This window comes from Halogranum amylolyticum (genome assembly GCF_900110465.1).
Lineage (GTDB): Archaea > Halobacteriota > Halobacteria > Halobacteriales > Haloferacaceae > Halogranum > Halogranum amylolyticum.
In genome coordinates this window covers 91,921-116,886 of record NZ_FODV01000007.1, presented here as the reverse complement: position 1 = coordinate 116,886, position 24,966 = coordinate 91,921, and the positions used below count along the sequence as shown (strand labels likewise).

General features: G+C 64.6%; 27 protein-coding genes and 1 pseudogene. 14 read left to right on the top strand and 14 right to left on the bottom strand.

Features of this window, described 5'->3' with window-relative positions:
• From BSG17_RS14365 to BSG17_RS28610, 5 genes and pseudogenes are all read left to right on the top strand, one after another.
• Entirely contained in the window at positions 1-429 is a 429-nt protein-coding gene (locus BSG17_RS14365) for a GtrA family protein (protein WP_089825272.1), read from the top strand.
• A 152-nt stretch (positions 430-581) separates the two neighbouring features.
• A complete protein-coding gene (gene proB, locus BSG17_RS14360; RefSeq protein WP_089825342.1) occupies positions 582-1,415 on the top strand; it encodes a glutamate 5-kinase in 834 nt (277 codons plus the stop codon).
• Positions 1,408-2,742 carry a glutamate-5-semialdehyde dehydrogenase gene (locus tag BSG17_RS14355; protein WP_089825271.1) on the top strand — a complete coding sequence of 445 codons (1,335 nt, stop codon included), beginning with the start codon at positions 1,408-1,410 and terminating at the stop codon, positions 2,740-2,742. Before proB ends, BSG17_RS14355 begins: the two co-directional genes overlap by 8 nt.
• A 347-nt stretch (positions 2,743-3,089) precedes the next feature.
• Entirely contained in the window at positions 3,090-3,212 is a 123-nt protein-coding gene (locus BSG17_RS28275; protein WP_280141178.1) for a hypothetical protein, read from the top strand.
• Positions 3,213-3,224: 12 nt separating this feature from the next.
• Positions 3,225-3,461 (top strand): annotated as a pseudogene (locus BSG17_RS28610) (cyclophilin-like family protein); the annotation flags it as partial.
• A gap of 160 nt (positions 3,462-3,621) precedes the next feature.
• Here the strand turns inward: BSG17_RS28610 and BSG17_RS14345 are convergent.
• On the bottom strand, positions 3,622-3,888 hold the full coding sequence (locus BSG17_RS14345) for a DUF7967 family protein (protein WP_089825269.1): 267 nt from the start codon (positions 3,886-3,888) through the stop codon (positions 3,622-3,624).
• An 86-nt stretch (positions 3,889-3,974) separates the two neighbouring features.
• Complete coding sequence (locus tag BSG17_RS14340; RefSeq protein ID WP_139246615.1) at positions 3,975-4,673, bottom strand: universal stress protein; 699 nt, start codon at positions 4,671-4,673, stop codon at positions 3,975-3,977.
• A gap of 821 nt (positions 4,674-5,494) precedes the next feature.
• Here BSG17_RS14340 and BSG17_RS14335 point away from each other — a divergent pair.
• On the top strand, positions 5,495-6,232 hold the full coding sequence (locus BSG17_RS14335; RefSeq protein WP_089825265.1) for a class I SAM-dependent methyltransferase: 738 nt from the start codon (positions 5,495-5,497) through the stop codon (positions 6,230-6,232).
• Here the strand turns inward: BSG17_RS14335 and BSG17_RS14330 are convergent.
• Both BSG17_RS14330 and BSG17_RS14325 read right to left on the bottom strand, forming a co-directional pair.
• Positions 6,220-7,182, bottom strand: a complete 963-nt coding sequence (locus BSG17_RS14330) for a sodium:calcium antiporter (RefSeq protein ID WP_211609149.1) — start codon at positions 7,180-7,182, stop codon at positions 6,220-6,222. The two genes, BSG17_RS14335 and BSG17_RS14330, sit on opposite strands and share 13 nt — an antisense overlap.
• 135 nt (positions 7,183-7,317) lie before the next feature.
• Entirely contained in the window at positions 7,318-9,510 is a 2,193-nt protein-coding gene (locus tag BSG17_RS14325; protein ID WP_089825261.1) for an AAA family ATPase, read from the bottom strand.
• Between the two features lie 238 nt (positions 9,511-9,748).
• Here BSG17_RS14325 and BSG17_RS14320 point away from each other — a divergent pair, with 238 nt between their 5' ends.
• Positions 9,749-10,666 carry a hypothetical protein gene (locus BSG17_RS14320; RefSeq protein ID WP_211609147.1) on the top strand — a complete coding sequence of 306 codons (918 nt, stop codon included), beginning with the start codon at positions 9,749-9,751 and terminating at the stop codon, positions 10,664-10,666.
• 5 nt (positions 10,667-10,671) lie between these two features.
• Positions 10,672-12,384: a pyrroloquinoline quinone-dependent dehydrogenase gene (locus tag BSG17_RS14315; protein WP_089825259.1), complete on the top strand. Its 1,713-nt coding sequence runs from the start codon at positions 10,672-10,674 to the stop codon at positions 12,382-12,384.
• Positions 12,385-12,460: 76 nt separating this feature from the next.
• Here BSG17_RS14315 and BSG17_RS27515 read toward each other — a convergent pair whose 3' ends face one another.
• The gene (locus BSG17_RS27515; RefSeq protein ID WP_089825257.1) at positions 12,461-12,754 is read right to left on the bottom strand and encodes a hypothetical protein; all 294 of its coding nucleotides are present in this window, start codon (positions 12,752-12,754) and stop codon (positions 12,461-12,463) included.
• Positions 12,755-12,912: 158 nt separating this feature from the next.
• Here BSG17_RS27515 and BSG17_RS14305 point away from each other — a divergent pair, with 158 nt between their 5' ends.
• On the top strand, positions 12,913-13,572 hold the full coding sequence (locus tag BSG17_RS14305) for a helix-hairpin-helix domain-containing protein (RefSeq protein ID WP_089825255.1): 660 nt from the start codon (positions 12,913-12,915) through the stop codon (positions 13,570-13,572).
• Positions 13,573-13,619: 47 nt separating this feature from the next.
• Here BSG17_RS14305 and fer read toward each other — a convergent pair whose 3' ends face one another.
• Positions 13,620-14,102: a ferredoxin Fer gene (gene fer, locus BSG17_RS14300; protein ID WP_089825253.1), complete on the bottom strand. Its 483-nt coding sequence runs from the start codon at positions 14,100-14,102 to the stop codon at positions 13,620-13,622.
• A gap of 13 nt (positions 14,103-14,115) precedes the next feature.
• Positions 14,116-14,961, bottom strand: coding sequence for a DUF8054 domain-containing protein (locus BSG17_RS14295; protein WP_089825251.1), 846 nt, complete (start codon positions 14,959-14,961; stop codon positions 14,116-14,118).
• Positions 14,962-15,103: 142 nt separating this feature from the next.
• On the opposite strand from BSG17_RS14295, the gene BSG17_RS14290 reads away from it, so the two are divergent.
• Positions 15,104-15,406, top strand: coding sequence for an ArsR/SmtB family transcription factor (locus BSG17_RS14290; RefSeq protein ID WP_089825249.1), 303 nt, complete (start codon positions 15,104-15,106; stop codon positions 15,404-15,406).
• A gap of 20 nt (positions 15,407-15,426) precedes the next feature.
• Here the strand turns inward: BSG17_RS14290 and BSG17_RS14285 are convergent, their stop codons facing one another.
• Entirely contained in the window at positions 15,427-15,624 is a 198-nt protein-coding gene (locus tag BSG17_RS14285) for a hypothetical protein (RefSeq protein WP_089825247.1), read from the bottom strand.
• A gap of 184 nt (positions 15,625-15,808) precedes the next feature.
• On the opposite strand from BSG17_RS14285, the gene BSG17_RS14280 reads away from it, so the two are divergent.
• The 3 genes from BSG17_RS14280 to BSG17_RS14270 all read left to right on the top strand — a co-directional run bounded on the left by BSG17_RS14280 (position 15,809) and on the right by BSG17_RS14270 (position 18,124).
• Positions 15,809-16,102: an amphi-Trp domain-containing protein gene (locus BSG17_RS14280; RefSeq protein WP_089825245.1), complete on the top strand. Its 294-nt coding sequence runs from the start codon at positions 15,809-15,811 to the stop codon at positions 16,100-16,102.
• A 111-nt stretch (positions 16,103-16,213) separates the two neighbouring features.
• Entirely contained in the window at positions 16,214-17,341 is a 1,128-nt protein-coding gene (locus tag BSG17_RS14275) for an ABC transporter substrate-binding protein (RefSeq protein WP_089825243.1), read from the top strand.
• Positions 17,342-17,344: 3 nt separating this feature from the next.
• Positions 17,345-18,124 (top strand): ABC transporter permease, encoded by a 780-nt coding sequence (locus BSG17_RS14270; RefSeq protein WP_089825241.1) that lies wholly within the window; start codon positions 17,345-17,347, stop codon positions 18,122-18,124.
• On the opposite strand, the gene BSG17_RS14265 is transcribed toward BSG17_RS14270, so the two are convergent.
• The 5 genes from BSG17_RS14265 to BSG17_RS14245 form a co-directional block, all read right to left on the bottom strand.
• On the bottom strand, positions 18,121-18,888 hold the full coding sequence (locus BSG17_RS14265; protein WP_089825239.1) for an ABC transporter permease: 768 nt from the start codon (positions 18,886-18,888) through the stop codon (positions 18,121-18,123). The two genes, BSG17_RS14270 and BSG17_RS14265, sit on opposite strands and share 4 nt — an antisense overlap.
• On the bottom strand, positions 18,885-19,625 hold the full coding sequence (locus BSG17_RS14260) for an ABC transporter ATP-binding protein (protein ID WP_089825237.1): 741 nt from the start codon (positions 19,623-19,625) through the stop codon (positions 18,885-18,887). The genes BSG17_RS14265 and BSG17_RS14260 overlap by 4 nt, the downstream gene beginning before the upstream one ends.
• Positions 19,622-20,887 (bottom strand): ABC transporter substrate-binding protein, encoded by a 1,266-nt coding sequence (locus BSG17_RS14255; protein WP_089825235.1) that lies wholly within the window; start codon positions 20,885-20,887, stop codon positions 19,622-19,624. The genes BSG17_RS14260 and BSG17_RS14255 overlap by 4 nt, the downstream gene beginning before the upstream one ends.
• A gap of 94 nt (positions 20,888-20,981) precedes the next feature.
• Positions 20,982-21,281, bottom strand: a complete 300-nt coding sequence (locus tag BSG17_RS14250) for a DUF4242 domain-containing protein (protein WP_089825233.1) — start codon at positions 21,279-21,281, stop codon at positions 20,982-20,984.
• Between the two features lie 98 nt (positions 21,282-21,379).
• A complete protein-coding gene (locus BSG17_RS14245) occupies positions 21,380-22,603 on the bottom strand; it encodes a sodium:calcium antiporter (RefSeq protein WP_089825231.1) in 1,224 nt (407 codons plus the stop codon).
• 647 nt (positions 22,604-23,250) lie between these two features.
• On the opposite strand from BSG17_RS14245, the gene BSG17_RS14235 reads away from it, so the two are divergent.
• The gene (locus BSG17_RS14235) at positions 23,251-23,502 is read left to right on the top strand and encodes a DUF7542 family protein (protein WP_089825227.1); all 252 of its coding nucleotides are present in this window, start codon (positions 23,251-23,253) and stop codon (positions 23,500-23,502) included.
• Between the two features lie 133 nt (positions 23,503-23,635).
• Here the strand turns inward: BSG17_RS14235 and fmdA are convergent, their stop codons facing one another.
• Complete coding sequence (gene fmdA, locus BSG17_RS14230) at positions 23,636-24,907, bottom strand: formamidase (RefSeq protein WP_089825225.1); 1,272 nt, start codon at positions 24,905-24,907, stop codon at positions 23,636-23,638.
• Between the last annotated feature and the right edge of the window lie 59 nt (positions 24,908-24,966).

The following is a 24,966-nucleotide window of genomic DNA, read 5'->3' as shown; positions in this document are numbered from 1 at the left end:
GTGCTCCGTGCCTACCTTCGCGGACTCGTGAGCGGCCCGCTCGCGGTCCAACTGCGACGGTTCGCCATCGTCGGGGTCGTCACGGCGGCAATCCAGATGGTGCTGCTGTGGCTGCTCGTCGACGTCGGCCGTCTGAACTACCTGTTCGGAGCGGTTCTCGCCATCGAGACGACGATCATCCTCTCGTACGTCTTCAACAACGCCTGGACCTTCCACAACTTCCGGAACAGCGGGCGAGTCGAGTACGTGGTCGGACTGCTCAAGACGAACCTCGTCCGTGGGTCGGCGATACCGATCCAACTCGCCGTCCTGTTCGTGCTCGTCGAGTGGCAACACGTCTCGTACCTGTTCGCCAACGCGGTCGCGATCGCCGTCAGCGGAATCTACCGGTACGTCCTCGACTCGCGGTGGACGTGGGGGACGGCGTAGCGACGACCGCGCCGGCGACGGACGGCCGTTCGCAAGCGAAGCGACAATCGAAGGGATGAATGTCTTGTGGAACAGCGATGCAGACGAGACGGTCGTCGACGCGGTGCTGGCGGCCGAACGCCGGTCCAGAGAACTGGCTCGTGATCACAACGATGAGCAACGTACTGGAACACCACGAAATCGAGCAGGCGAGACAACTCGCAGCGGACGCCGAACGGGTGATCGTCAAAGCGGGAACCAACTCGCTGACCGACGACCGATCGAACTTAGACGACGAGAAACTCGACAAACTCGTCGACGACATCGTCGGACTCCTCGAACGGGACAAGGACGTGATCCTCGTCTCGTCGGGGGCAGTCGGGGCGGGTAAGGGACGTGTCGACTTGGTCGAGGAGAACGTCGAGGAGGCGCAGGCGCTGTCGACCGTCGGACAGAGCTACCTGATGCAACGGTACACGGAGAGTTTCGCGCGCTACGACAGGAAGATCGCGCAGCTTCTGTTGACCCAACACGACCTCAACAACCTCGAGCGCTTCACGAACGTCCGAAACACGATAGAGACGCTCCTCGAGTGGGACATCGTCCCGATCATCAACGAGAACGACGCCGTCGCCACCGAGGAGATCCGGATCGGCGACAACGACATGCTCTCCTCGTCGGTCGCGATCGACATCGACGTCGACCTGCTGGTCACGCTGACCGACGTCGGGGGCGTCTACACCGGGAACCCGAAAGAGGACCCCACAGCCGAGCGTATCGAAGCCGTCGGCCGTAACTACGACGAGGTACAGTCGATCACCAAAGAGAGTTCGGAGGAGAGGTTCGGTGGTATCCAGACGAAAGTGCAGGGTGCTCGTGACGTCAGCGAGCACGGTGTCCCGGCGATCATCGCCAAGTCCACGCAGGAGGACGTCCTCGAGAAGGTCGCCGCCGGCGAGCCGGTGGGCACATTGTTCATCCCAATAAACGGTGTCATCGATGACTGAGAAGACAGCCGAAACCAAGGTTACAGAGGCACAGCGCGCGGCGCTCGGACTCGCACAGCTCTCCGAGGACGAACGACGTCGGGGGTTGCTGTCGATCGCCGACGCGATCGACGAGCACCACGAGGAGATCCTCGAAGCTAACGAGCGAGACGTCACGGCGGGCGAGGAACTGCTCGCAGCGGGCGAGTACAGTCAGGCGCTCGTCGACCGGCTGAAGCTCTCCGCGTCGAAACTCGACAGTATCTCCGAGATGGTCAGGAGCGTCGCTCACCAGGACGACCCGCTCGAGAAGACGCTGGCCGCGCGGCGACTCGACGAGGGGCTCGATCTGTACAAGGTCGCCGTCCCCATCGGCGTCGTCGGGACCGTCTTCGAGTCGCGGCCCGACGCGCTAGTGCAGATCGCGGCGCTCTGTCTCAAATCCGGCAACGCCGTCATCCTGAAAGGCGGCAGCGAGGCGAGCCACTCCAACCGCGTCCTCTACGAACTCATCCGCGAGGCGACCGCCGAACTGCCCGACGGCTGGGCGCAGCTCGTCGAGGCACGCGAGGACGTCGACGCCCTGCTAGAGATGGACGACTCGATCGATCTCCTCATGCCACGGGGGAGCTCCGAGTTCGTCCGCTACATCCAGAACAACACGAGCATCCCCGTGCTCGGCCACACCGAAGGGATCTGTCACGTCTACGTCGACGAGGCGGCCGACCTCGAGATGGCGAGCGACGTCGCCTACGACGCGAAAGTGCAGTATCCGGCGGTCTGTAACGCCGTCGAGACGCTCCTGGTCCACGAAGACGTCGCCGAGGAGTTCCTCCCCGAGATCGCGGCGCGGTACGAACAGGCCGGCGTCGAACTGCGTGGCGACGACGCCACCCGCGAGATCGTCGAGGAGGCAGAGGCGGCCACAGAGGACGACTGGTCGACGGAATACGGCGATCTGGTCCTCTCGATCAAAGTCGTCGACTCGCTGGAAGCCGCGCTCGATCACATCACCACCTACGGCTCGAAGCACACGGAGTCGATCGTGACCGACGACGACGAGCGAGCCAGCCGGTTCATGCGCAGCCTCGACTCCGCGAGCGTCTTTCACAACGCCTCGACGCGCTTCAGCGACGGCTACCGCTTCGGTCTCGGCGCCGAGGTCGGCATCAGCACCGGAAAGATCCACGCTCGGGGTCCGGTCGGTCTCGAGGGGTTGACGACCTACAAATACCACCTCGAGGGCGATGGCCACGTCGTCGCCTCCTACGCCGGCGACGACGTGAAACCGTATCTCCACGAGGAGCTCGAAGCGGAGTGGACCCCCGGCGACCGCTCTGACGAGTAGGTCGTCCGAGCGGGCCGGGACGACCGACAGAGCCGGGCCGCGTCCTGCTGGAGTGGTCTCCGTACTCTCGTCGTCCGATCACGCTTCTCGACGAACGAGACGCGTGGGCCGCCACGCGGCTAGAAGGAGACTGCCGAGCCAAGTATTGTTCCGAGACGAGCATTGATGCCGTCGAACTGCCGAGATAGACGGTGTAGACGGGATCGAATCGCGTGGCACGCGGCAGGAAGCGTTCACCCGACGCTTCCTCCCTCCCGTCTACTGTGATCTCTCGTTCCTCGGACGCCATCGATGCTCGACTCGCCTCGACTGCAGACTCTTTGGCCTGTGAGTGCTAACGTCGTCCTATGGCCGACCTCCGTCTCGTCGTCGGACCGCAGGAACTGACTGCGACGTGGAGCGACTCGAACCCGACCGTCCGGAGTGCGATCGCCGACGCGCTCCCGATTACAGCGGATGCGACGCGGTGAGGTGACGAACTCTACTTCGAGACCCCAGTCGACGTCGCCGCCGAGGAGCCGCAGACGGTAGTTCCCGTCGGATCGGTCGCCTACTGGCCGCCGGGGAACGCACTCTGTCTGTTCTGGGGACCCACGCCCGCGAGCGACGACGACGAACCTCGTGCCGCCTCACCGGTGACCGTCGTCGCCACCGTCGACGACGTCGAACCACTGACGCGGGTCGACGGCGACGCAACCGTCTCTGTCAAACATCTCTAAACCGGTAGCCAACGACTGCACGGAGGTAGTAACCGGTGTTTTCGTCGCCGCTCACCGCGCGCTCTCGACGACAGCTTTCGATATGTTGTAAGAACGACCTCTCTCCGACAAGATCGAAAGCATCCGAGGAGAAAGCCAACGATTTCACTCGTAGGGGTAATCAGACCGTGTCTTCGGGATCGTGGTTCTCGGCCATGCGGGTCGCTTCGTTCGCGTACCGCTCTCGAGTCGCCGTCTCCTCGACGGCTTCGAGATCGTCGGTGGACACCTCCTCGGCGGCCGTCACCGACGACATGTCGAGCGCCTGTGGTGCGAGTTCGCGTCGGTAGACGCGGTCGCCCTCGAGCGTCGCATACTTGAGGATCACGAGGTCGCGGTTGTTGTAACCACGCTCGACGAGCCACACCCGAACCGTCTCCGAGGACATACCCGGCGATACGAACGGCACGCTGTTAGTGGTTCGGATCTCTCAGCCGTCCGTGCGTCCTCGTGTTCAGCCCGCGACGGACGTCCTCACTCGCGGAGGACCACGACGGGCCGGTCGGTCTCGTCAGCGACCAACTCGTAGGTTTTCCCGAAGACGCGCTGGGTGGTGGACTCTTCCGTCTCGCCCATGACGACGAGGTCGTGACTCTGGGCCGCTTCACCGATCTCGAAGGCTGGGTCGTCGGAGACGACGACGTTCGTATCGATCGCGAACTTCGAGAAGCCGGCGTCAACTAGTCTGTCGCGGAGCGACGAGAGGAGTGCCTCTTTCTCGTCTGTCTGCTCCGAATCGGTGACGTTCATGAGCGTCACATGGTGGATAACGTCTTCGTTCAGCGTCCCTACGAACTCTTCGACGGAGTCGGCGAACGTCTCGTCGCGGACGGCGATGAGCACGCGGCCGAGGTTGGTGATCGGGTTCGGAATCAACAACGCGTCCATATCTCGCTCCTCGGCGACGGTGGTCGGTGTCGTCTCGACGTCCTCGTCCATCACCAACTCGACCTCGGCGGAGGCACCGTGTTGGATGAACTGGTGTGCAAGCGAGTAGAGGACGTAGTTGGCTTCGACAGCTTGACGCTGTCGCTCTTCGGCATCCATCTCTCCCGGAGTCTTGTAGAGTCCGAGGAGGGTCACCTTACACGATGTGAACCCGCTGACGAAGGACGAAGGAAGAGGATCGGGATTGGGGAACTCGATGGGAATCAAGAGTGAGGGTGCAGACATTCTGGAAGTACCTACCGAGAGGTTCCACGTCGAACGTAAAAATAGCGACGGTTGTGCGGGTTCGACACGTGTCGGTCGCCGAGACTCACTGACGGAGGTCGTACCGACGGATGCGATCGCTTCGCACCCGTTCGGACGTCTCGCCGTGACTGTTCGGTGACGAGACCGAAGCGGATATGTCCAATTAGATCTGGATGAACTGTGAGACTTCGAAGAGTGCCCCTCTTCGCGTCGCTTGTCGCGATCTGTCGAACTAACTCTGGATGGGGCGTATCGCTAACGAGAGCATCAGTCCGTGACTCTCGGTCGAGTTACCCCACGACCGTGTGTCCGCTTACGACACTCGAGCTACTCAGGTCTGTTTCGATCGCACTCGCGCGGCGGCAGCATCGAGAGCGACACGGCGAGTAGACCGGTTTCGAGGCAATGAGGCGGCTTGGACGTGCGAACGAGGAGGGGACGTCCCTCTCCCTCGACGACGTCGTTCAGCTCTCTCACTGGTCCTCGATGTACTCAGAAATGATTGGATAAAGAGCCGAATAGAAATACGTTTCTTCTGACGAACAAGTTCACCTCGGGCGTTCGCTCGTATTAGATCGGTGATGTCAACACGAGCGGTCTCTCAGACAGTCTTTCATGAATCTTAATTAATAATATTTGCCCTGAGTGGCAGACAGCGCTACGCTTGTAATGAATGAATAGTTGACAAAAACTCGAGACGGAGAACCGAGAACGCGGATAGGTTTCGAGGGAGAGGTATACAGCTCCTACGTGCTTGTCCCGTCGAGAACTACTAAGACGGCGGAGGGCTACTATCGCTCATGTTCAACTTCGGGGTGTATCACTGGCGTCGTCGACTGCGACGTCTACTCGTCGCGACCGTCGCGGTCGCCTTCGGGGGAGTCGCGTGGCGACTCGGTCACGACCGACGGTTCGGACGTCTCGTCGCCCTCCTCTCGCTCGTGTGGGGTGTTGTCACGGGCGGACGAACGCTTCGATCGCTTCTCAGTCCGCCGCCGTGGCACGTCGACCGCACGAAGTACGAGGCGTTGGCGGCAGTGCTTCCGCTCGGGGACGCCGGTACGGTCGTCGACGTCGGGTGTGGGACGGGCCGGTCACTCGTCGGATTGGCTCCGGCGATCACCCCCGACACGACGGTCGTCGCGCTCGACGTGTACGACGACCGAATCATTCTCGGGAACGGACCGGCGCTCGCACGGCGGAACGCTGCCACGGCCGGACTGTCGGTGGTTCCCGTTCGTGGGGATGCAGTCGCCCTCCCGTTTCGTGACGGGTCGGTCGACGTACTCACTGCCTGTCGCGTCCTCCACGACCTCCCCAGATCCGGCGCACAAGCGGCGCTCCGGGACGCACACCGGGTACTCGCTCCGAACGGACGGCTGGGCGTCCTCGAACTTCCAATCCCGCACGACGAGGATGCCGACCCCGCACCGTACTGGCGAGAGTTACTCGTCGACGCCGGGTTCACCGTCACCGAGCAACGAACGTTCGAGACGGACTACCACGTGCTCGCGGCGACGCCGGATCAGAGCAGATAGGTCGCCCCCCAGTAGGCGGCGTAGCCCACGAGCAGGAGTGCACCGGCCGGACGATCCACGCGCCCCCGCGCCAACAGGGCGACGACAGCGACCAACAGCACCAACAGGAACGGCCAGTGGACGGAGACGACGCTCCCGCTGACGTCGATCGGTCGGACCAGCGCGATGACGCCTGCGTTCGCGGTGACGAAGAAGGCGGTGCTGCCGATGACGTTGCCCACGCCGAGATGCGGGTTGCCCTGCCGAACCGGTTCGACGGTGAGGAACAGCTCCTCCAGCGAGGCGACGAAGCTCACCACCGTCGCGCCGAACGCGAGCCCCGGGATGCCGAACGCCGCGAGCAGGTCTCGGGCACCGACGACGGCGAGCTCCGAACCGACCGTCATCCCGACGACCGCGAGTAGCGGGACGGCGACCGCGGCGAGACCCTCGAGGTCGAGGTCGTCGTCTTCGGTCGCCGCATCGAAACTCTCTGCCGCGAGGAACTGTGTGTCGGTGTCGCTTTCGAGCCAGTACACCGCACCGACGAACGGGAGGAACGCCACCACGAGCAGTGCCCCGTCGAGCCGCGAGAGCAGTCCGTCCGCGGAGAGGACGACCATGAGTGCGGGCGACCCGAGTGTCAGCAGTTGATAGATGCGGGGGACAGCGACCTCGAAGGGCCGCAGGAGCCCGGCGATCCCGACGGCCGCTCCGAGGACGAAGAGCGCCTCGCCGAACACCGTCCCCAGCGCCACGCCGGGCAAGCCGCCGGTGACTGCCGCTAGCCCCAGGATGGCGTTCTCGAGGTCCGTCCCCGCCAGCAGGACGGTGAGGAAGAACGCCGAGACACCTAGCCCGAGTGCGGCCTCCGCGACGCTCTCGACGAACGTCTCGACGCTCTCGACGACGAGGACGACGCCGACCAGGAACACGACGAGCGCAACGAGCGTCGACGGTAGTTCGAGCACTATCGGATCACGTACGCTCGCTGTGGACGGAGAACGACTTAACCTATTGGGCTGTCCCCTCGGCGGGATAGAACGACCAACCGAGCGTCCCGAGCACCGCTCACACCGTCTCGTCCGCCGGCGGACACGAACCTCTCACTCGCCGGGCGTGTCGGTGCCGGTGGCTCGCTTGGAGACCCGATCCGATCGTCCGTCGCGACCGCGTTCGACCTCGGCGATAGCCGTCTCGAAGTGAGCGCCGGTCAGGTAGATCTGTTTGGGGTCGGTGTCGTCTCCGTCGACGTACTCGCGGACGGCAGCCGACGCCGCCTCCCGGCAGACGGCCTCGATGTCGGCTCCGACGAACCCCGCCGTTCGGTCGGCGAGCGCGTCGAGGTCGACGTCGTCGTCGAGCGGGCGATCGCGAGTGTGGACGCGGAAGATCTTCCGACGCGCGGCCGCGTCGGGGGCACCGACGTGGACGTGTTGGTCGAACCGGCCGGGTCGTAACAGCGCGTCGTCGAGGAGATCTCGGCGGTTGGTCGTGGCGATGACGACGACGTCTTCCAGCTCTTCGAGGCCGTCGAGTTCCGTCAGGAGTTGGGAGACGACGCGCTCGCCGACGCCGGCGTCACTTCCTGCACCGCCACGTTCGGCGGCGAGTGCGTCGATCTCGTCGAAGAACACCACCGTCGGGGCGTTCGCCCGTGCCTTCTCGAACACTTCGCGGACGCCCTTCTCGGACTCGCCGACGTACTTGTTCAGCAGTTCGGGCCCCTTGATCGAGATGAAGTTCGACTGTGCCTCGTTGGCGACCACCTTCGCGAGCAGCGTCTTTCCCGTCCCCGGCGGACCGTACAGGAGCACGCCCGTCGCGGGCCGCATCGAGACGCGGTCGAACGCCTCGGGATACTCGAGCGGCCACTGGACCGTCTCGCGGAGACGGTCGACCGTCGCCTCGAGGCCGCCGACGTCGTCCCAGGTGACGTCCGGCACCTCGACGAACACCTCGCGGAGCGCCGAGGGGTCGGTGCTCCGGAGTGCCGCGTCGAAGTCCGCGTCCGTCACTTCCATGGCCGCCAGCGTGGCCTCGTCGACCGCCGCGTCGTCCGGATCGACGCCGTTCCGACGGAGAGTGTAGAGAACCGCCTCGCGGGTGAGGTTCTCGAGGTCCGCACCGACGAACCCGTGAGTCCGCTCGGCGAGCGCGTCGAGGTCGACGTCGTCGGCGAGCGGCATCGCCCGCGTGTGGATCCGAAGGATCTCTTCGCGGCCGTCGCGGTCCGGGACGCCGATCTCGATCTCGCGGTCGAACCGTCCGGGCCGTCGAAGCGCGGCGTCCACGGCGTCCGGGCGGTTCGTCGTCCCGACGACGACGATCCGGTTGTCGGCCACGATTCCGTCCATGAGCGACAGCAGCTGCCCGACCCCCCCGCTCCGGTCGGCGGTGTCGCGACCACCGGCGACGGCGTCGACTTCGTCGATGAAGACGATGGCGGGGCTGTTGGCGGCGGCGTTCTCGAACCGTTCCCGCAGACGCTCGCCGGTCTCACCCGGACGATCCGAGGCGACGACCGCACCCGAAATCGTCTCGAAGTGAACGTCGGTCTCGTTGGCCAGTGCCCGCGAGAGCAACGTCTTCCCCGTCCCCGACGGGCCGTACAGGAGCACCCCTCTCGGGGTCTCGGTTCCGAGTCGGCTGAACAGTTCGGGCACTCGCAACGGGAGTTCGACGGTCTCACGGAGCCGTGTGAGCTCACTCGCCACTCCACCGACGTCGGCGAAGGTGGCTGCCGTCGGCCCGCTTCCTGGGAGATCGACGGTCGAGGGGAGTCCCTCGGCCGGTTCGGGAGCGACCGAGACCCGTGTCCAGTCGCGGATCACGACCTCGTCGCTCGGTTCCGTCGCGACGATCTGGACGGGGACGGTCCGCTCGACCGCTGTACCCGACCCACGCGATCGGAGTGTGACCGGTACGATCTGTCCCGCGAGAACCGCTCGACTCACGAGCTCGTCGCGCAACGAGAGATCGAGATGCTCCTCCCCGGCGAACCCGTCCGGGAGTGCGACCGTCACGCTGTCGGCGGACTCCACCGTCACCGGTCTGACCGTCACCTGCTCGTCTACGTCAACGTTCGCCGTCCGTCGAAGTAGTTCGCTCGTTCGGATGCAGCCCGGTTCGACGTCGTCAGACGGGATGACTTGCGTGACCGCCGGATCCTCGTCCGGTCCGCGGAGGACGAGATAGCCTCCGCTGTCGACGCCGAGCTCTTCCAGTGTCTCGCGACCGAGTACCGAGAGGCCGTCGTCGGGGTCGAACTCCTCGAGTTGTCTGACAGTGAGTTCCATACGCTCCCTCTGCCGTACTGTCGCCCCCGTCGGCATAAATTCATGGGTGGTGAAACCACACCGCACGCTCTACCCTCTCCGAGAACGATTTTCACCGAGTCGTTCTCTGGGGGCCGCCCGAATCGAGACGGGCGACCCCCTGATTACAAAAAGTTGCCGTTCGAAACCGCCCGGCATATGTCAGTTCCGTTGGCAAAGTTATTTGTAAACTCGTCTGTCATTATCGACTGGTGCTCTCATGACACATGGTAACGGTGCACGCGTAGCTGCCGAGGAACGGGAACGGCTTGTCGAGAGGCTGGATATCGACGACTCCGTCGCCGACGAGGAGTTGACGCTGTCGACGCTGCGAGCGGCCGTCGACGGTGAGATCGACGACGAGTTCGTCTCCATGGGGGAGGCGATTCGGAGCGACCTCGAGGGGTCGCTCGACGTGGCGCTCTTGGAGTCCGTCATGGCAGATCTGGAGACGCAGATCGCTCGGCTTCCGGAGGTCCGGGAGGCGGGTATTCCCGACGGGGAGCGCGAGCCCGAACGGCTGTATCGTGAGCTGATCGAGCCGGCGTGGCGGATGTACGACCATCTCGTCGACGTCGGATTCTTCGAGAGCGTGGACGCGAACGCACCGCGGTTCTCCTCGGAGCACATCAGAAACACCAGCTACGGGCTGCTCGAAGCAGATCCTCTCACGTCGGAGCTCGAATCGATCGGTTTCGACGACGCAGAACAGCTCCGGCTGGTGACGAGTGTGGTCAACAGCGACAAGGAGCTCGCACGGTGGGTTCCGACCGAGCAGATCCCTCGCGACGTCGAGTTCAACGTGGACTTCGTCCCGCCGCTCCACCAGCGAGCAGCGGGCGGGTCACTGCTGTGGATTCGGACGCTCGACGTCCACCTGTGGCAGAAACAGGTGCTCATCACCGAGGAGATTCTCGACGACGGCTACTGGGACATCAAGGCGATGCTCGGTGGGTTGTATCTGCTGACGAGGGCAGCACGAGAGATCGGCGTCGGGGACGAGAGCGCTCTCACGGACGGACAGCTGATGGCGGCGCTGACGGCCAGTGCCGCGATCATGATCATCAACCAGCAGGAGATCTGCCGGGATATGTACTACATCACCGAAGAAATGCGGGCGCCACCGAAAGCGAGGTAATCCAGATGTCAATAGACCAAGACAGAGCGGTTCAGGCCGCACAGGACACAGTCGTACGGGAGACAGACAACGGCTATCGGGTTCTCGGTTCGCCCGACGAATCCGTCACACATCAGCACGACACCGACCGCATCCCCCGGTTCGACGTGACCCAGGAGATGCTGAGCAACTCCGGGCAGAACCCGGAGGCCTGGCTGATGTACGGCGGAAACTACGAACAACACCGCTACACGACCGCCGACGTCATCACGAAAGACAACGTCGACCAGCTCGAAGTCGAGTACGACCTGCGGGTCGGCGCGGGGTCGAGCATGGAGGGCTCTCCGGTCATCGTTCCCGGGGAACCGACGATCATGTACCAGTCGAACGGCCCGAACCACATCAAGGCCCTCGACACGACTACCGGGGACGTGCTGTGGAGCTACACGTACGCCGTCCCGTCGGACGTGGTGTTGTGCTGTGACGACAACAACCGCGGCCCTGCAGTCTACGAGGACAAGGTGTTCATGACGACCCTCGACTCGGGGGTCGTCGCGCTCGACCGCTACACCGGCGAGGAGGTCTGGTACGCCTCGACGGCCGACCACGAACGGGGCTACTCGGCGACGTGGGCACCCATCGTCTACGATGGTACCCTCTTCACCGGAAGTGCCGGCGGCGAGTACGGAGTGCGCGGGTTCCACACGGCGCTCGACGCCGAGACGGGCGAGGAGAAGTGGTTCACGCGGACCTGTCCGGAGGAGGAGTGGGTCGGCGACTCGATCAACCAGGCTGCCGGTACCAACTGGATGACCGCCACCTACGACGAGGAGCGCGACGTGCTCTATATGCCGGTGGGGAACCCCGGTCCGGACTTCGACGGCTCCGTCCGGCCGGGACCGAACCGCAACACCTGCGGGACGATGTGCATCGATGCCGAGACCGGAGAACGGCTCTGGTTCCACCAGGAGTCGCCCCACGACGTCTGGGACTACGACTCCGCGTCGCCGCGGATGCTCATCCGCGATCTCGAGTTCGACCACCGCGACGAGGTCAGAGACACCGTCGTCGACGCCGGCAAGACCGGGTGGGTGTACTCGGTGGACGCCGAGACCGGCCAACTCATCACCCGCTCCGATCCGGGCGTCCAACAGCTCAACATGTTCAGCATGATCCCGCACATCGATGACGGTCGGCGGGGGACGTTCATGCCCGGCGGGATGGGCGGCTGCGACTGGCATCCGGCGACGTACTGCGAGGAGACCGGGCTCGTGTACTACAAGATGCACAACAACGCCCAGGAGGCGTGGTGGCGCTTCGAGGAGTTCGAGGAAGGGCGCAAGTACTGGGGTGGTATCCTCGAAGACGAGACGGAAGCGATGCCCGACGACTACAACGGCCACATCAGTTCCATCTCCGCGTTCGACCCGGCGACCGGCAAGCGGATGTGGCGCGACTGGATCGACGGTGACACCTACATCTGGGGTGGCACGATGTCGACCACGACGGGACTGATGTTCGCCGGCACCCAGAACGGTCAGTTCATAGCCTACGACGGCGAGACGGGCGACCACCTCTGGGAGTTCGACACCGGCGAGGCCCCAATCTCGTCGAGCCCGGTCAGCTGGTACGACCCGAACACGGAGAAGCAGTACATTGCTGTCCAGCTCGGCGGCAGCGGGTGGCTTCGCCGTGGCAAGCGCGACGACCGACTCGTCGTGTTCTCGATGGCCGAGTAGGACGACTATCGAGACCCCCAATCTCGTGTTCTTTCGACACCGCTCTCCTCCAGCCGATGGAACTCTCTCAGAGGCATCACGGTTCGTCCGTCTCGTCTATCGGTTCGAGCGCATCTGTCGAACCACAGACGGGGCAGGCGAGCACCCCCTTGGTCGGCGTCGCTGCCTCCCCCCGTGGAAACGTCGCTCCACAGTCGCGACAGCGTGTGTTCGCTCGACTGCCGAGCGCCGTGTGTTGTGCCGGGATACCACGGATCCTCGTGTTCCCGCAGGCGGGACAGACGAGTCCACTCCCGTCGTGGCTCTCGGCGGCACTCCGCGGGAACGTCGCGCCGCAGTCGAGACAGCTGGCGTCGATCTCCTTCGCCATATTGTGTGTTACCACGCCACGTCATTTTACTCCGTCGCCGGCGACCGTCCCTCTGTCCGCCGTCCCTCGGACGCAGAGCTATCACTCGAGGGGCTGACCACGTAGTCGCATGCTAACAGAGCACAAAGTTATATTGTCTCTCGTCCTAACAGTTCGCTATGGCTCCGACGAAGCTACCCCGACAGACGCCTCGGACCGAAGACGACGCGAGCGAGGCCGAGACCGCGAAGGACGGTACGGGAAGCCTCGAAGAACAGTCGACATCGACGTCGACGATCGACACCCTCGTCGAGGAGATGGTCCAGTCCCACGTGGCCGACCTGCGAGAGGAGATCGAAGCGCTCGAACGGCAGATCGAAGAGGTAGACGACTTCGCCCGCATCAGCCTGAACGAACGGAAGGTGAAACAGAACGAGACGAGTCTCTCGGAGTTCTCGGATTCGCTCACGGCGTTCGCCGAGACGGCGTTCCACAACCTCAACGTTCTCGAAAATCGACTGGACACCCAGGCACTCCTGCTCGCGGCGATAGTCGAGTCGCTCGACGACGTCGATCTCGAGGAGGTACGGCGCTACCAGCACGGCAATCGGGTTCTGAGTTCGACGCCCGAAGAGCGGTTGGCCGGAGCGATCGACACCGCCGCCGACACCGAGTCGATCGAGTCGATCGAGGGTATCGGTCCGACCTACGCCGAACGACTCGCCGCGGCCGGAATCGACTCCGCCACCGCCCTCGCCGACGCCGACCCGAAGGAGGTCGCGTCGATCGCCGAGGTCTCGCCTGAGCAGGCGACCGAGTGGACCGATCGAGCGAGGTAGTAGCTGTTCGCTGTCAGTTGCGACACTCACTCGCCGTCGAAGCTGGGTCAGACTTCCCGCTGACCGACCACGTTCTGGAGGTACTCCGAGCGGCGTGCCTCGTAGACGACTTTGAGTTCGTCGCTGGTCGGTTTGGCGACGCAGGTCAACCGGATGTTCATCTCTTCGACCTCCTCGTCGGTGAGAAACAGGTCCATGTCCATCTCTAACTCCCCTTCGATGAGGTACGCACAGCAGTTCGCACAGGACGCGGCCCGACACTCGAACGGCCAGGACAGCCCGGCGTTCTCGGCTGCGTCCAGGAGATACTCGTTCCGCGGGACCTCTATGACTCCGTAGTGAGACTCGTCGAGGTCAGCCGCGGCCGCCTTCTCGAACAAGTCCTCGTCGTCCCGACTCCAGCCGTTCCGTTCGAGGACACCGTAACTCAGATACTCTACGGTGGCCGTCTCGACCTCTCCCGGTTTCTCCAGACTCCGCTCACCGCCCCGTCCAGCTTTGATGTTCGGAAGCTCTCGGTCGTCAGACATATGTTACCACTGGTCACGCTTCTATTTCAGTCTCACGGGTCTCCCACCCGAGCAGCGCACCCGCCACCGAATCGAGACCGCCGGTGTCGACGACCGCCGCGTCGGCGACGACTGCACCGCACCCCTCGCAGACCGACTCGGCGACGAGGTGAGGTCTCTGACAACACGGGTCGACCCGTCGCGTCTCGGCGACGAGGGTTGCGCCGCAGGCAGGACAGCTGTCGAGACGGAGTCGGAGCGCCTGGAGCGTCGTCCGGCGGCGGTCGCGGTCGTATTCGGTCCAGCCGACGCGCTCGGCCAGCAACTCCGCTCCGGCGACGTCTGCGGCGAGTGCGGCCGTCGACTCCCACCGGACGGAGGTGTCGCCGTCGAGGACGAACGACGCGTCGCCGAGCCGTGACACCGATTCGGCGTCGAACGCCGCAGCGACGTCGGCTTCGTTCGCACCCGTCGCATGTCGCGCCGCTGCACGCTCGGACCACGTCTCGCCGAACCGCGGTGTCAATACCGGTCCCTCGTCGGTCGCCCGGAGCACGCCCGCGGCCACCAGTGGACGGCCGGCGTCGCCACTGGCGGTCGGAACTGCTGCGACTGGTTCCTTCCCGAAGAGACGGAGGAGCCACGGCGGGAAGTACCGTCTCGTGAGCGCCGGTGTCCCCGGGACGAGGTAGCCTCTGAGATAGATGACGAGGGCGGCGGCCACGAACGAGAGCACACCGAGCCACGGTGCCGCGAACAGTGCCACGACGACGGCTGCGACCGCGGCGATCCCGCCGTTCGCGACCGTACAGGGGATGCAGCGGTTCTCCCCGGTGTACTCTGCTCGACGAAATCTGTTGACTAGCTCGGAGTCGGTCATCGACCGACTATCCGGGCCGAGAAGAATAAATGCTCGGGAGGGTCAGGACGGCGAACGGACCGGTGCAGCGTGGCCGACGCCCACTCGAGACGTCCGGGGGAGAGGGGAAACGTTCAATAGTGTTCACATGTCCTATGATACCATGTCACTCTTCGACGTGCTCGGGAGCAAACCGCGGTTACGCATCATCCAGGAACTCTCGTCGGAGCCCCGGTACGTGACCGAACTCGCCGAGACCGTCGGGATGGACGGGAAAAGTGCGGTCCACCACCTCGACGTGCTCGAGGAGTCGGGGATCGTCGAGAGCTACCGGACCAGTCGTCGCAAGTACTATCGACTCCGGCGAACGGTCGAACTTCGCGCGTCGCCGCCGCCGGAACGGTCGTTCTGTCTTCACACGGGCGACACCGACCGGGCGGTCGACGAAGACGTCTTCGCCGACTGACCCACACACGTCGGGCCGGATCACCACGCGTCGGTGGGTCCACCGAGGTCGGCCCGGCAGCCGTGACAGTACGTCTGCCCGGCCAGAGTCTCGGTTTCACAGACGAGACAGACGTCGCTTCGCTCCCCCTGTCGGTTCCGGAACCCACTCGCCAGGCTGAAGCCGGTGAGGGCGACGTAGCCGGCGACCAGCACCACGTCGACAGCCGATGGAGTCATACCAGCCACCGTGCGTCGCTACGGACGCCACGCGCATACATGTGAATGGTTCTCATGGAGTCGGTGTTCGACGGATTACAGTTAACTCTTTCTCCGTTCATCGCTCCGATTGGGGGTGAGACGGTGGTCTCTCGGGCGGAGATCGACCGACGGGGATTATTACCCCCGACGACATACGCCAGGTATGCCGGAACTGCCGAACGACGAGTCGAACAAACAGCGTGTCGTGACCGACGGCTACTTCGAACGGGAGGTCCGCCTCTCGCGCGAGATGACTGCCACGTTCCTCCGGGAGCTCGCCGATCAGCTCGAGGACGACAACGAACTCACCGTCTCCGGTGACGACTGGGAGATCCCGTTCCGGTTCGGCGAGCCGATCGAGGTGGAGGTGGAGTTCATTGGCGAGCGGAAACGCGAACTGGAGATCGAACTGGAGTTCGAGTGGGCGGAAGACGAGGGCCAGCTCAACGTCGAGTGAACGAACGGCAGGTGACCCCGACTTCTCCGTCGCCTCGGTCTGCACCACGGTCTCCGTATAAACCATCCGTCGAAAGTTATATCTCCCTTGTGGTGTAGTACCAACTAGCACATGGCAATCGAGAGACGTGAGTTCCTCGTGGTCTCGGGAACCGCGCTGGCGGCGGGGTGTACGGGGATGAACGCTTCCGACGGGACAGGGGGGTCGACCGACGGTGGGGCGACGGCCACCGACGCTCCGACGGGGACGGAGACGGCGACCGCGTCGCCCGAGCCGACACCGTCGGTGACGGACGTGTCGCTACTCCTCAACTGGAAGCCGAGCGGTCTCCACGTCCCGTACTACGCCGCGGCCGCACAGGGGTTCTACGAGGCAGAAGGACTGAACCTGCAGACGATCGAGGCCGGACAGGGATCCGACTTCTCCGCGAAGCAGACAGGGTTGGGGAACACCGAGTTCGCCATCACGAGCAGTGATCAGGTGCTCAACGTCAACAGTCGCGAGCTCTCGCCGCTGTCGGTCGGCGTCGTGATGCAGAAGAGCCCGGTCGTCGTGTTCAGCACCCGGGAGACGTTCGGGAGCGAACTGACCGACCCGGCGCAGCTCGCAGGGAAGACCGTCGGCACCGGTCCGGGGATGGTGCGGCTGCTGACGGAGCTGTATCTGGAGCAGACGGGGGTTCGATCGGACGTCGAGATGGTCGATACGGGATACGACACGGTCCAACAACTGCTCGCCGGGAAGATCGACGTCGCGGGAGGCGTGTTCGGCGACGCCATCGCCGCACGGGCACAGGGGGGGACGACCGACTCGTTGCAGGTCGCAAACCGAGTCCCGGCGTACGGGCACGTGGTCGCGACGAACGCCGACTTCGCCGACGAGCATCCGGCGACCGTCACGGCGTTCCTGCGGGCGACCGCACGCGGTGCCGTCTGGGGTCGTAACAACGTCGAGGCCGCGATGGACACGCTCGTCGACGCGAACGGTGCGCTGGCCGAGTCGCGCGACCAACAGCGCGAGAAGTGGCTGACGATGGCCGACGACCACATGCTGTCCGACACCGTTCGAGAGCAGGGGTGGGGCTGGAGCGAGGGAGACCCGTGGCAGACGACCGCCGAGGCGCTCCGGAGCGCCGAGCAACTCGGTGGCCAGGTGAACGCCGACGACGTCTGGACGAACGCCCACCTCGAGACCGAGTCGAAGTACATCGACGCCTACGCCGACCTCGTGTCGAACTGAGCGATGGGGTCGACCGTACCGACCCGAGCCGTCGAGTTCGTCGAACGGGGTGCCCCGGCGACCGTCGTGTTCGCGCTGCTCGTGGCTGGCTGGCAGACGGCCGTCGTCGTCTCGGACTTACCGACGGTGATCCTGCCGGCGCCCGCGACGGTGCTCAGCACCGGGATCGAGGCGTGGCCCCGCCTGCTCGAGGCGACGGTCGTCTCCGCAGCCACCGCAGGGTTAGGTCTCTCCGCAGGGATCGCGGTCGGTCTCTCGCTCGCGTTTCTGATGGTCGTCTCGCCCGGCGCACGTGCGATCGTCCAACCGTATCTCGTCGCACTCCGGATCGCACCACTGGTGGCCGTCGCGCCGCTCGTGTTCCTCTGGGCCGGATCGGGGCTCCCCTCGCGGGCACTGCTGGTCACCACGCTGACGGTGTTCCCGGTCGCGCTGGGCGGACTCGACGGGCTTCGATCGACACCGACCGCCTACCTCGAACTGATGCGATCGGTCGACGCGAGTGCCACGGCGACGTTCCTGCACGTCCGGGTGCCGGCGGCACTCCCCAGCGTGCTCGCGGGCGTGAAGCTCGCGGCCGCGCTGAGCGTCATCGGCACCGTCGTCGCGGAGTTCCTCACGCTCCGGGCTGGCCTCGGCTATCAGGTGTTCACGGCAGCCGACGCGCTGGACACGGCGCTGATGTTCGCGGCGCTGTTCGCACTCGTCGCACTCGGCCTCGCCTTTTACCTCGCGGCCGCCGGACTCGAACGGGTGCTGGGTCCAGCGGGCGGGACTCGCTAGTCGAGCGGGAGACGACGTGCGACCGCCCGCTGGGCGACGACGACCGTCCCGTACAGTCCGAGACCGATCGCGACGAGCACTGTCAGCGCCGCCAGCATCACGTCCGGTTGCACGTTCTCGGAGCCGACGAGGATGAGATAGCCGAGCCCCTTCGTCGCGACGATCCATTCGGAGATCGTCGCGCCGACGACGGCGAGCGTCACGGACTGTTTCAGCCCGGCGAACACGTCGGGGAGCGCGTACGGAAGTTCGACGGCGAGAAACGAGCGGACGCGGCCCGCGTCGACCGACCGAAGCAGGTCGCGTTGGACCTCGGGCGCTCGCTGGAGGCCGGCCACCGTGTTGACGACCATCGGGAAGAACGTGACGAGTGCCACGAACAGGAGGGCCGTCTCGAACCCCAGCCCGACGTACAGCAGTAGCAACGGTGCGACCGCGACTTTCGGAAGCACTCGCGCCGCGACGAGATACGGGTGCAGTGCACGCCGGAGCAGGCGATGCCACGAGATGGCGACTGCCAGCGTCGCGCCACCGACGATGCCGATAGTGCCGCCGACGAGCGTCTTCGCGAGTGTCGAGAGGGCGTTCGAGACGTACAACCCGGGACGCGTGAGCAACCGTTCGGCGACCGTCACCGGCGATGGAAGCACGAACGACGGCACGACTCCCGCGGCGGTCACCGTCCACCACCCCAGCAGGCCGACGACCAGTGCGGCTGCCGGGAGGCCGATGTCGGCTCCGGACACGCGGTCGGCGACGCTCATCGCTCTCCGTGAAAGAGCCGGCGGACGGCGGCGACCTGCTCTTGGAACGCTGCGGACTCGAAGACCCCACGGTCGCGTGGCCGCGGCAGATCGATGGATCGCTCCCACGCGATCTCCGCAGGCGGGCCGTGGAGTCCGAGACACCGGTCGCCCAACAACACCGCCTCCGGGATGGAGTGGGTCACGAACACGACGGTCTTCCGGTAGTTTCGCCAGATCCGGCAGATCTCGACGCTCATCTCCTCGCGGGTGAGTTCGTCGAGTTCGCCGAACGGCTCGTCCATCAACAACACGTCTGCACCGAGGTGGATCGCACGAGCGATGGCGACCCGTTGTTTCATCCCCCCGGACAGCGTTGCGGGTCGCGCGTCGACGAACTTCTCGAGACCCACCGTCGCGAGCACCTCTCTCGCTCCGGTCTCGTCGGCCGGCTTGCCGGCCATCCGCCGCAGGAACGTGACGTTCTCGAGTGCGGTCTTCCAGGGGAGGAGCGCGTGATCCTGGAACACGAACCCGACCCGACCGTCCCGACGGGCGGCCGCCGGCGACGCGCCGCCGACGCTGACGCTCCCCTCGGTCGGCTCCTCCAACCCGCCGAGCGTCCGCAGCAACGTCGTCTTCCCGCAGCCGGAGGGTCCGATCACCGTGACGAACCCGCCGTCGTCGACCTCGAGCGAGAGATCCCGCAGCGCCGTCAGGTCGTCGAACTCGACGGTCAGCCCCTCGGAGCTGATCATCCCGTCGCCTCCGATCGGAGTGCGGCCTCGAGGCGCTCCCACGCAGCGAGGGTCTGCCATCCCCACCCTCGTTCGCCGACCGACTGGTCACGGACGCGTTCGATCCGCCACCGCTCGCTCGCGACGTCGTCGTCGCTTCGGTCGGCCACTCGCCGTGCAGTCCGTTCGGGATGCGTCCGAGCGGCCGTCGCCCCCGCAACCGTACCCATCAGGAACCGGAGCACGGTCGCCGGCTCTCGACGGAGCTTCGCAGCTGTCGTCACGAGCGCGGGACCCGGAACCGGGAAGTGGTCCGCGACCGCCAGCGAGGAGACGTCGTAGCCGGCGGCCGCCAGTTCGCGTACGTCGATCGGCATCCCGGTGGCGACGGCCGCGTCGCCGTCGACGAGTGCCTCCCGCTCTTCGCCGGCGACGGCGACTATCTCCACGTCGTCCAACAGGCGCGACTGAGCGAGAAACAGCCGTGCCAGCCGACTCACCTCCGAGTCGGGTGAGACCGCGAGACGCCGGCCGCGCAGTTGCTCGACGGTCGTGAACGGTTCACCCAGCCGTTCCGTGGTCGTGTAGAGCACGGCCATCGACCGCTGGAAGAGCAACGCGAGTGGGACGAACGACTCCTCGGCGTCGCGACAGAAGCTCGCGGCCCCGACCACGGCGATATCTGCACTGCCTGTACGCAGTTGCTTGAGGGCGGACCCCGACCCACGCGCCGACTCGAGGGTGATCTCGACACCGTTGCGCTCGGCGAAGTCGGTAGCCGCGATGAGCGGTGCGTGTAGCCCGTTCGGTACCCAGTTCAGCACCACGGTTAGCTCCGCCGTGGTGTCGGATGCCGGTACGGTCGGTTCGACGTCGTCAAGCCAGTCGCTCGGCGGCGTCGCTCCGAGCCGTCTCGCCACCTCGTCGGCCCGTTCACACAGTCGATAGCTGTGGTGGCTGCGGATCCGAGTGGAGAGCGTCTCCCGGTCGGCCGCCGTCGTCCATCCCTTCGGCGGCCGACCTCTGCTGTCGCGGGCGACGGTCGTGCACCTCACGAGATCACGCGTCTCGAGCGTCGTGAGCGCCTCGATCGTGGCGTCCCGGCCCAGCCCCGTACCGACCCGAAGCTCGAGTCGGGTCGCCTCGTTCGACTCGACGTTGTCGCTCTCGCGTCGGCCGACCAGATACGCGAGTACTCGGGCAGCGTCGTCGTCGAGCCCGGTACGAAACGCCTCGAACCGAGCGTCGCCGTCCGGCAGTACTGGATACTCGCGCCAGCGCATACTGGATTGAGCGAGTGGGTGCTAATAAATACCATGGTGCGGAGAGTGCGGTCGCGTCACCGAGGGCTGACGGAACAGCACCGTCGGGACCGCGCTACTCGCCGTCGAGGGCGTCACCGCGACGGTCGATACGGGTCGCCGGCAACCCCGCTCTGTCGGCGTGTTCTCGGATCGCAGCCTCGTCCTCGGCCCGGTAGTGACAGAACGTCCCGGTGACCCGACCGTCCTCGTCGGTCATCACCTCGGACTCGACCCACTCGATGTCGACGCCCTCTTGGCGGAGCGACGCGAGTACGTCGCCGGAGGTGTCCGCTGCGTCCGCCAGTTCGTCCCGCGTGATGGGGTCGTCGAGTTCTCTGAGGATCAGGAAGTCGTGGAACTGTTGTGACGACATGCTTCGAGAGCTATGGACCCTGGCGACTTGGACGTTCGCCTCCGTGTATCGTTGTCACGGTGTCGGAGACAGGGGGTGAGCGACGAACACCGGCCGGCTCACCCGGAGATGGGCACGCCACCGCACACGAACACCGCGACGATCCAGTAGCCGACGTAGAGTCCACCGAGCAGCATCCCGTGTCGGCGTTCCATCCGGCCGGTCGAGAGGAAGTACGCTGCGATGGCCGTCATGACGACGACCGCAGGGAGATGGAACGTCAGTACCGACGACGCGATAGTGAGGTCGCTCAGCAGCATGATCACGCCGACGTTGCCGGTCACGGAGAACAGGACGCTCCCGATGACGTTGCCGACGCCGATCTCTGGCACGCCACGTCGAACCGGTTCGAGAGTCAGAACGATGTCCTCGAACGTGAGGATGAGCGTGAGAGCGGTCGCGCCGAAGACCGTCTCGCTGAGGCCGAACCCCTCGATTACGACCTCGGATCCGGCCTCCAGCAACATCGACGCGAACACGATACCGACGAGCGCGACGATCGACAGCCCGATCCACACCCAGCCGGACGTTGAGAACCGGCCGAGCAGGCGATCTTCGGGGATCTCTGAGAGCCCCGCCTGTATCTGTGCCCCACCGTCGGCGCGTATCCGCTCACCGAGGTCGCTGCTCCGGAACACCGGGGTATCTCGCTGGCGTTCGCGGAGGATGATGTAGCCGAACAGCAGCGCGCAGACCGCGATGAGGATGACACCGTGGACGAGCGTCAACGTCCCGAACGACGCGAACGGAACGAGTACGAGCGGTGTCAGTCCGAGCAGTAAGAGATAGTCCGACGGGATGTCGACGGGGAACGGTCGAATGACTGCGGCGAGCGCGAGCGTGATCCCGACGATCGCCAGCGCAGTTCCCAGCGCGGTTCCCAGCGCGGCCCCCTCGAGGTCGCCCGCAGAGAACACGAGTGCGACGGCCGTGTCGTCGAACTCGAACCCGGTGAACAGGATCGCGAGCGCGAACAGCGACATCCGTAACCCGAGCGACGCCCGGGTGAGATAGCTGATGAGCTTCTCGGTCGCGGCGGTGAGTAGCACCACTCCGACTACCAACACGGCCACTGCACCGGGCAGCCCCCAGCTCTCGGCGAACCCCTGGATCGCCCCCTCGATGCCGCCTTCCTCGGCTTCCTCCTCGCCGGCCTCCTCCTGTGCGCCCACGGTTCCGATCGGGCCGTCGATCCCTCCCACGACGCCGGCCGGTGTCGTCACGACGGTGGCGATGATAGCTACCAAGAGTACGCGCCCGAGTCGGGTCCGAAGTGTCTCCATATCTCTACAACGGCGAAATCTATCATGTTTGTTCGTACGCAGGTATTCGATTTCATTGAACAACACTACACGCAACGGTCCGAAGCGAAGGCTCCGAGTCCGAGCGTGGCGAACTCCGTTCGAGCGTCGAACGATAGACAGCACCGATTCGACGTCTCCGCGGCGTCGAGTGCTCGTCTCGGACCACCGTTCGGCGGGTCTGCCGGTCGGTCGACAGCGTCGCGTATCTATCGGAGCCCGTCGAACTGGCACGCGGCCGACGAGCTCAGAGAAGAGTTCGTGTTTTAGTATTGTAGATAATGTGCAATATTGGGGCACCAAATTCCCTCCTGAATATATCGTTCGACCGACATGAGTCTCCGCGTCGTGATTTCCATAAAAGCTGTGTAGGCCCGTATGTCGTGTAGGTTCTCTTCGCTGAGACAGATCGTATCGAGAGTAAGCTGTCTCCGGAGTGGGGATAGACGGCGGATTCGCAGCTTGTACAGTCTTGCTTCTATCTGAAATACTAACCCCCCGGAACCACACCGAGTGCTCGGTGAATGACAGCCGCACGCCGCGAACGTCGTGACGGAGATCTCTGAGTGACCCCGGACGGCTGGACGGCCGACCGGAGCGCTTTCGTCGCTTTGGGCCCAACCGTTCGTATGGACGAGGGAAACGTCTTGATCGAGTGTCGTGACTGTACGTTCCGCGACTCCTTCGCGAACTTGGGTCGTGCACGTGTCGCTCTCGCCGATCACGAGTCGGAGACAGGTCACGGAGTCGACTGGCAGATCAACCGCGTCGCCGACGGTGTCGAACGGGCGGGAGACGACGCCGGAATCTGTGGTGTCTCCGGCTGTACGAACACGGAATCGGCGCTTCTCGACTGGCCGCAGTCCGACGACGAGTCGTAACGTCACCAGCGGCACTCACACCGTTCGGACGGCTCGTGCGACGATCTGGGATCCTCACGGCCAGACAGTTCGCAGTTCGAGATGTACGAAAAACGGAGTGCGACGGTGTGGAGTTCCGACAACTCCGCTGGCTTCACCCGAGGGGGTCGTCGGTGACGACGAGGTCACCCCGGTCGGCCCGATTCTCGAGTTTTTCGGGCGAGATGTCGAACTCGAAGACGCCTTTCGGAACTGCGAGGGTCGAACACGCGTTGGGGATGTCGACGACGCCGCTCTGGCGGCCTTCGGCAGGGACTGTTCCGAGGATGTGCAGCGCCTGCTGTCCGGTGTAACCGAACTTTTTGAGGTAGTCGATCGCCTGTAGACACGCACGTCGGTAGGCCGTATGCGAATCGATGTAACGTTGTTCGCCGTCCTCTGTGACTGAGTATCCACAGAACGTGATGTAATCCTCGAAGTGAGGCCCCCGGTGGCCCGGTTCGAAGATCGGATGGTCGACGCCGTGTTTCTCCATCCCGTCTTTGACGAGGTCGAACTCGACGTCGACGTAGCCCGCCATCTCGATCGCCCCGCAGAACGTGATCTCACCGTCGCCCTGCGACGCGTGGAAGTCACCGACGGCGAACTTCGCGCCATCGACGTAGACGGGGAAGTAAACGGTAGAGCCGATCGAGAGGTCCTTTATGTCGTGGTTCCCCCCGTGTTCTCGTGGCGGGACGGTTCGCGCCGCGTCCCGTGCGGCTTCTTCGGCGGCGTCGGGGTCCATCTCTCCCATGAGAGCGCCCTCTGTCGTCGGTGGGTTTGCGACGGGTGGCTCGGACTCGCCGGTGGGATGGTTCGGGATCGACTCGGGGTCCTCCTCGAACTTATCGATCAGCTCCTGCTCTCGTTCGTTCCATTCTCGAAGCAGTTCTTGACTGGGTGCACACCCAGCGAGTCCGGGGTGGATCTTCCCTTCGTAGCGAACGTCGGGAACGTGACGTGACGAGACTGTGTACCCGTCGATATCCCAGATGGATTTCGCTGCGTGGGGGAAATGGTCGGTCAGGAACCCGCCACCGTTCTGTTGTGAGAACGTTCCGGTGAAACCGAACTCCGAGCGGTCGTTGAGCGGTCCCATGTCGTGGAACTCCACTTTCAACAGATCGCCGGGCTCGGCACCTTCGACGTGCACTGGTCCTGCGAGATAGTGGACCTGAGAGAGGTCAACGTCACGGACCTCGTTGGGATTGTCGTTGTCACCGATCTGACCTCCGGTCCAATCGAGCGCCTCTAAGCGAACTGTCTCACCGGGTTCGGTCTCGACGGCAGCGGGGATATCCGGATGCCATCGGTTGAACGGATTTGCTCCGGGTTGGTCGTCTGGCGGACTGTCGACGTCAACTTCGAATTTGACTTCGGGCATCTCCGGATAGTAGTTTTACATGATCGATGATTAATGATTGGATGATTATTGCAATATTT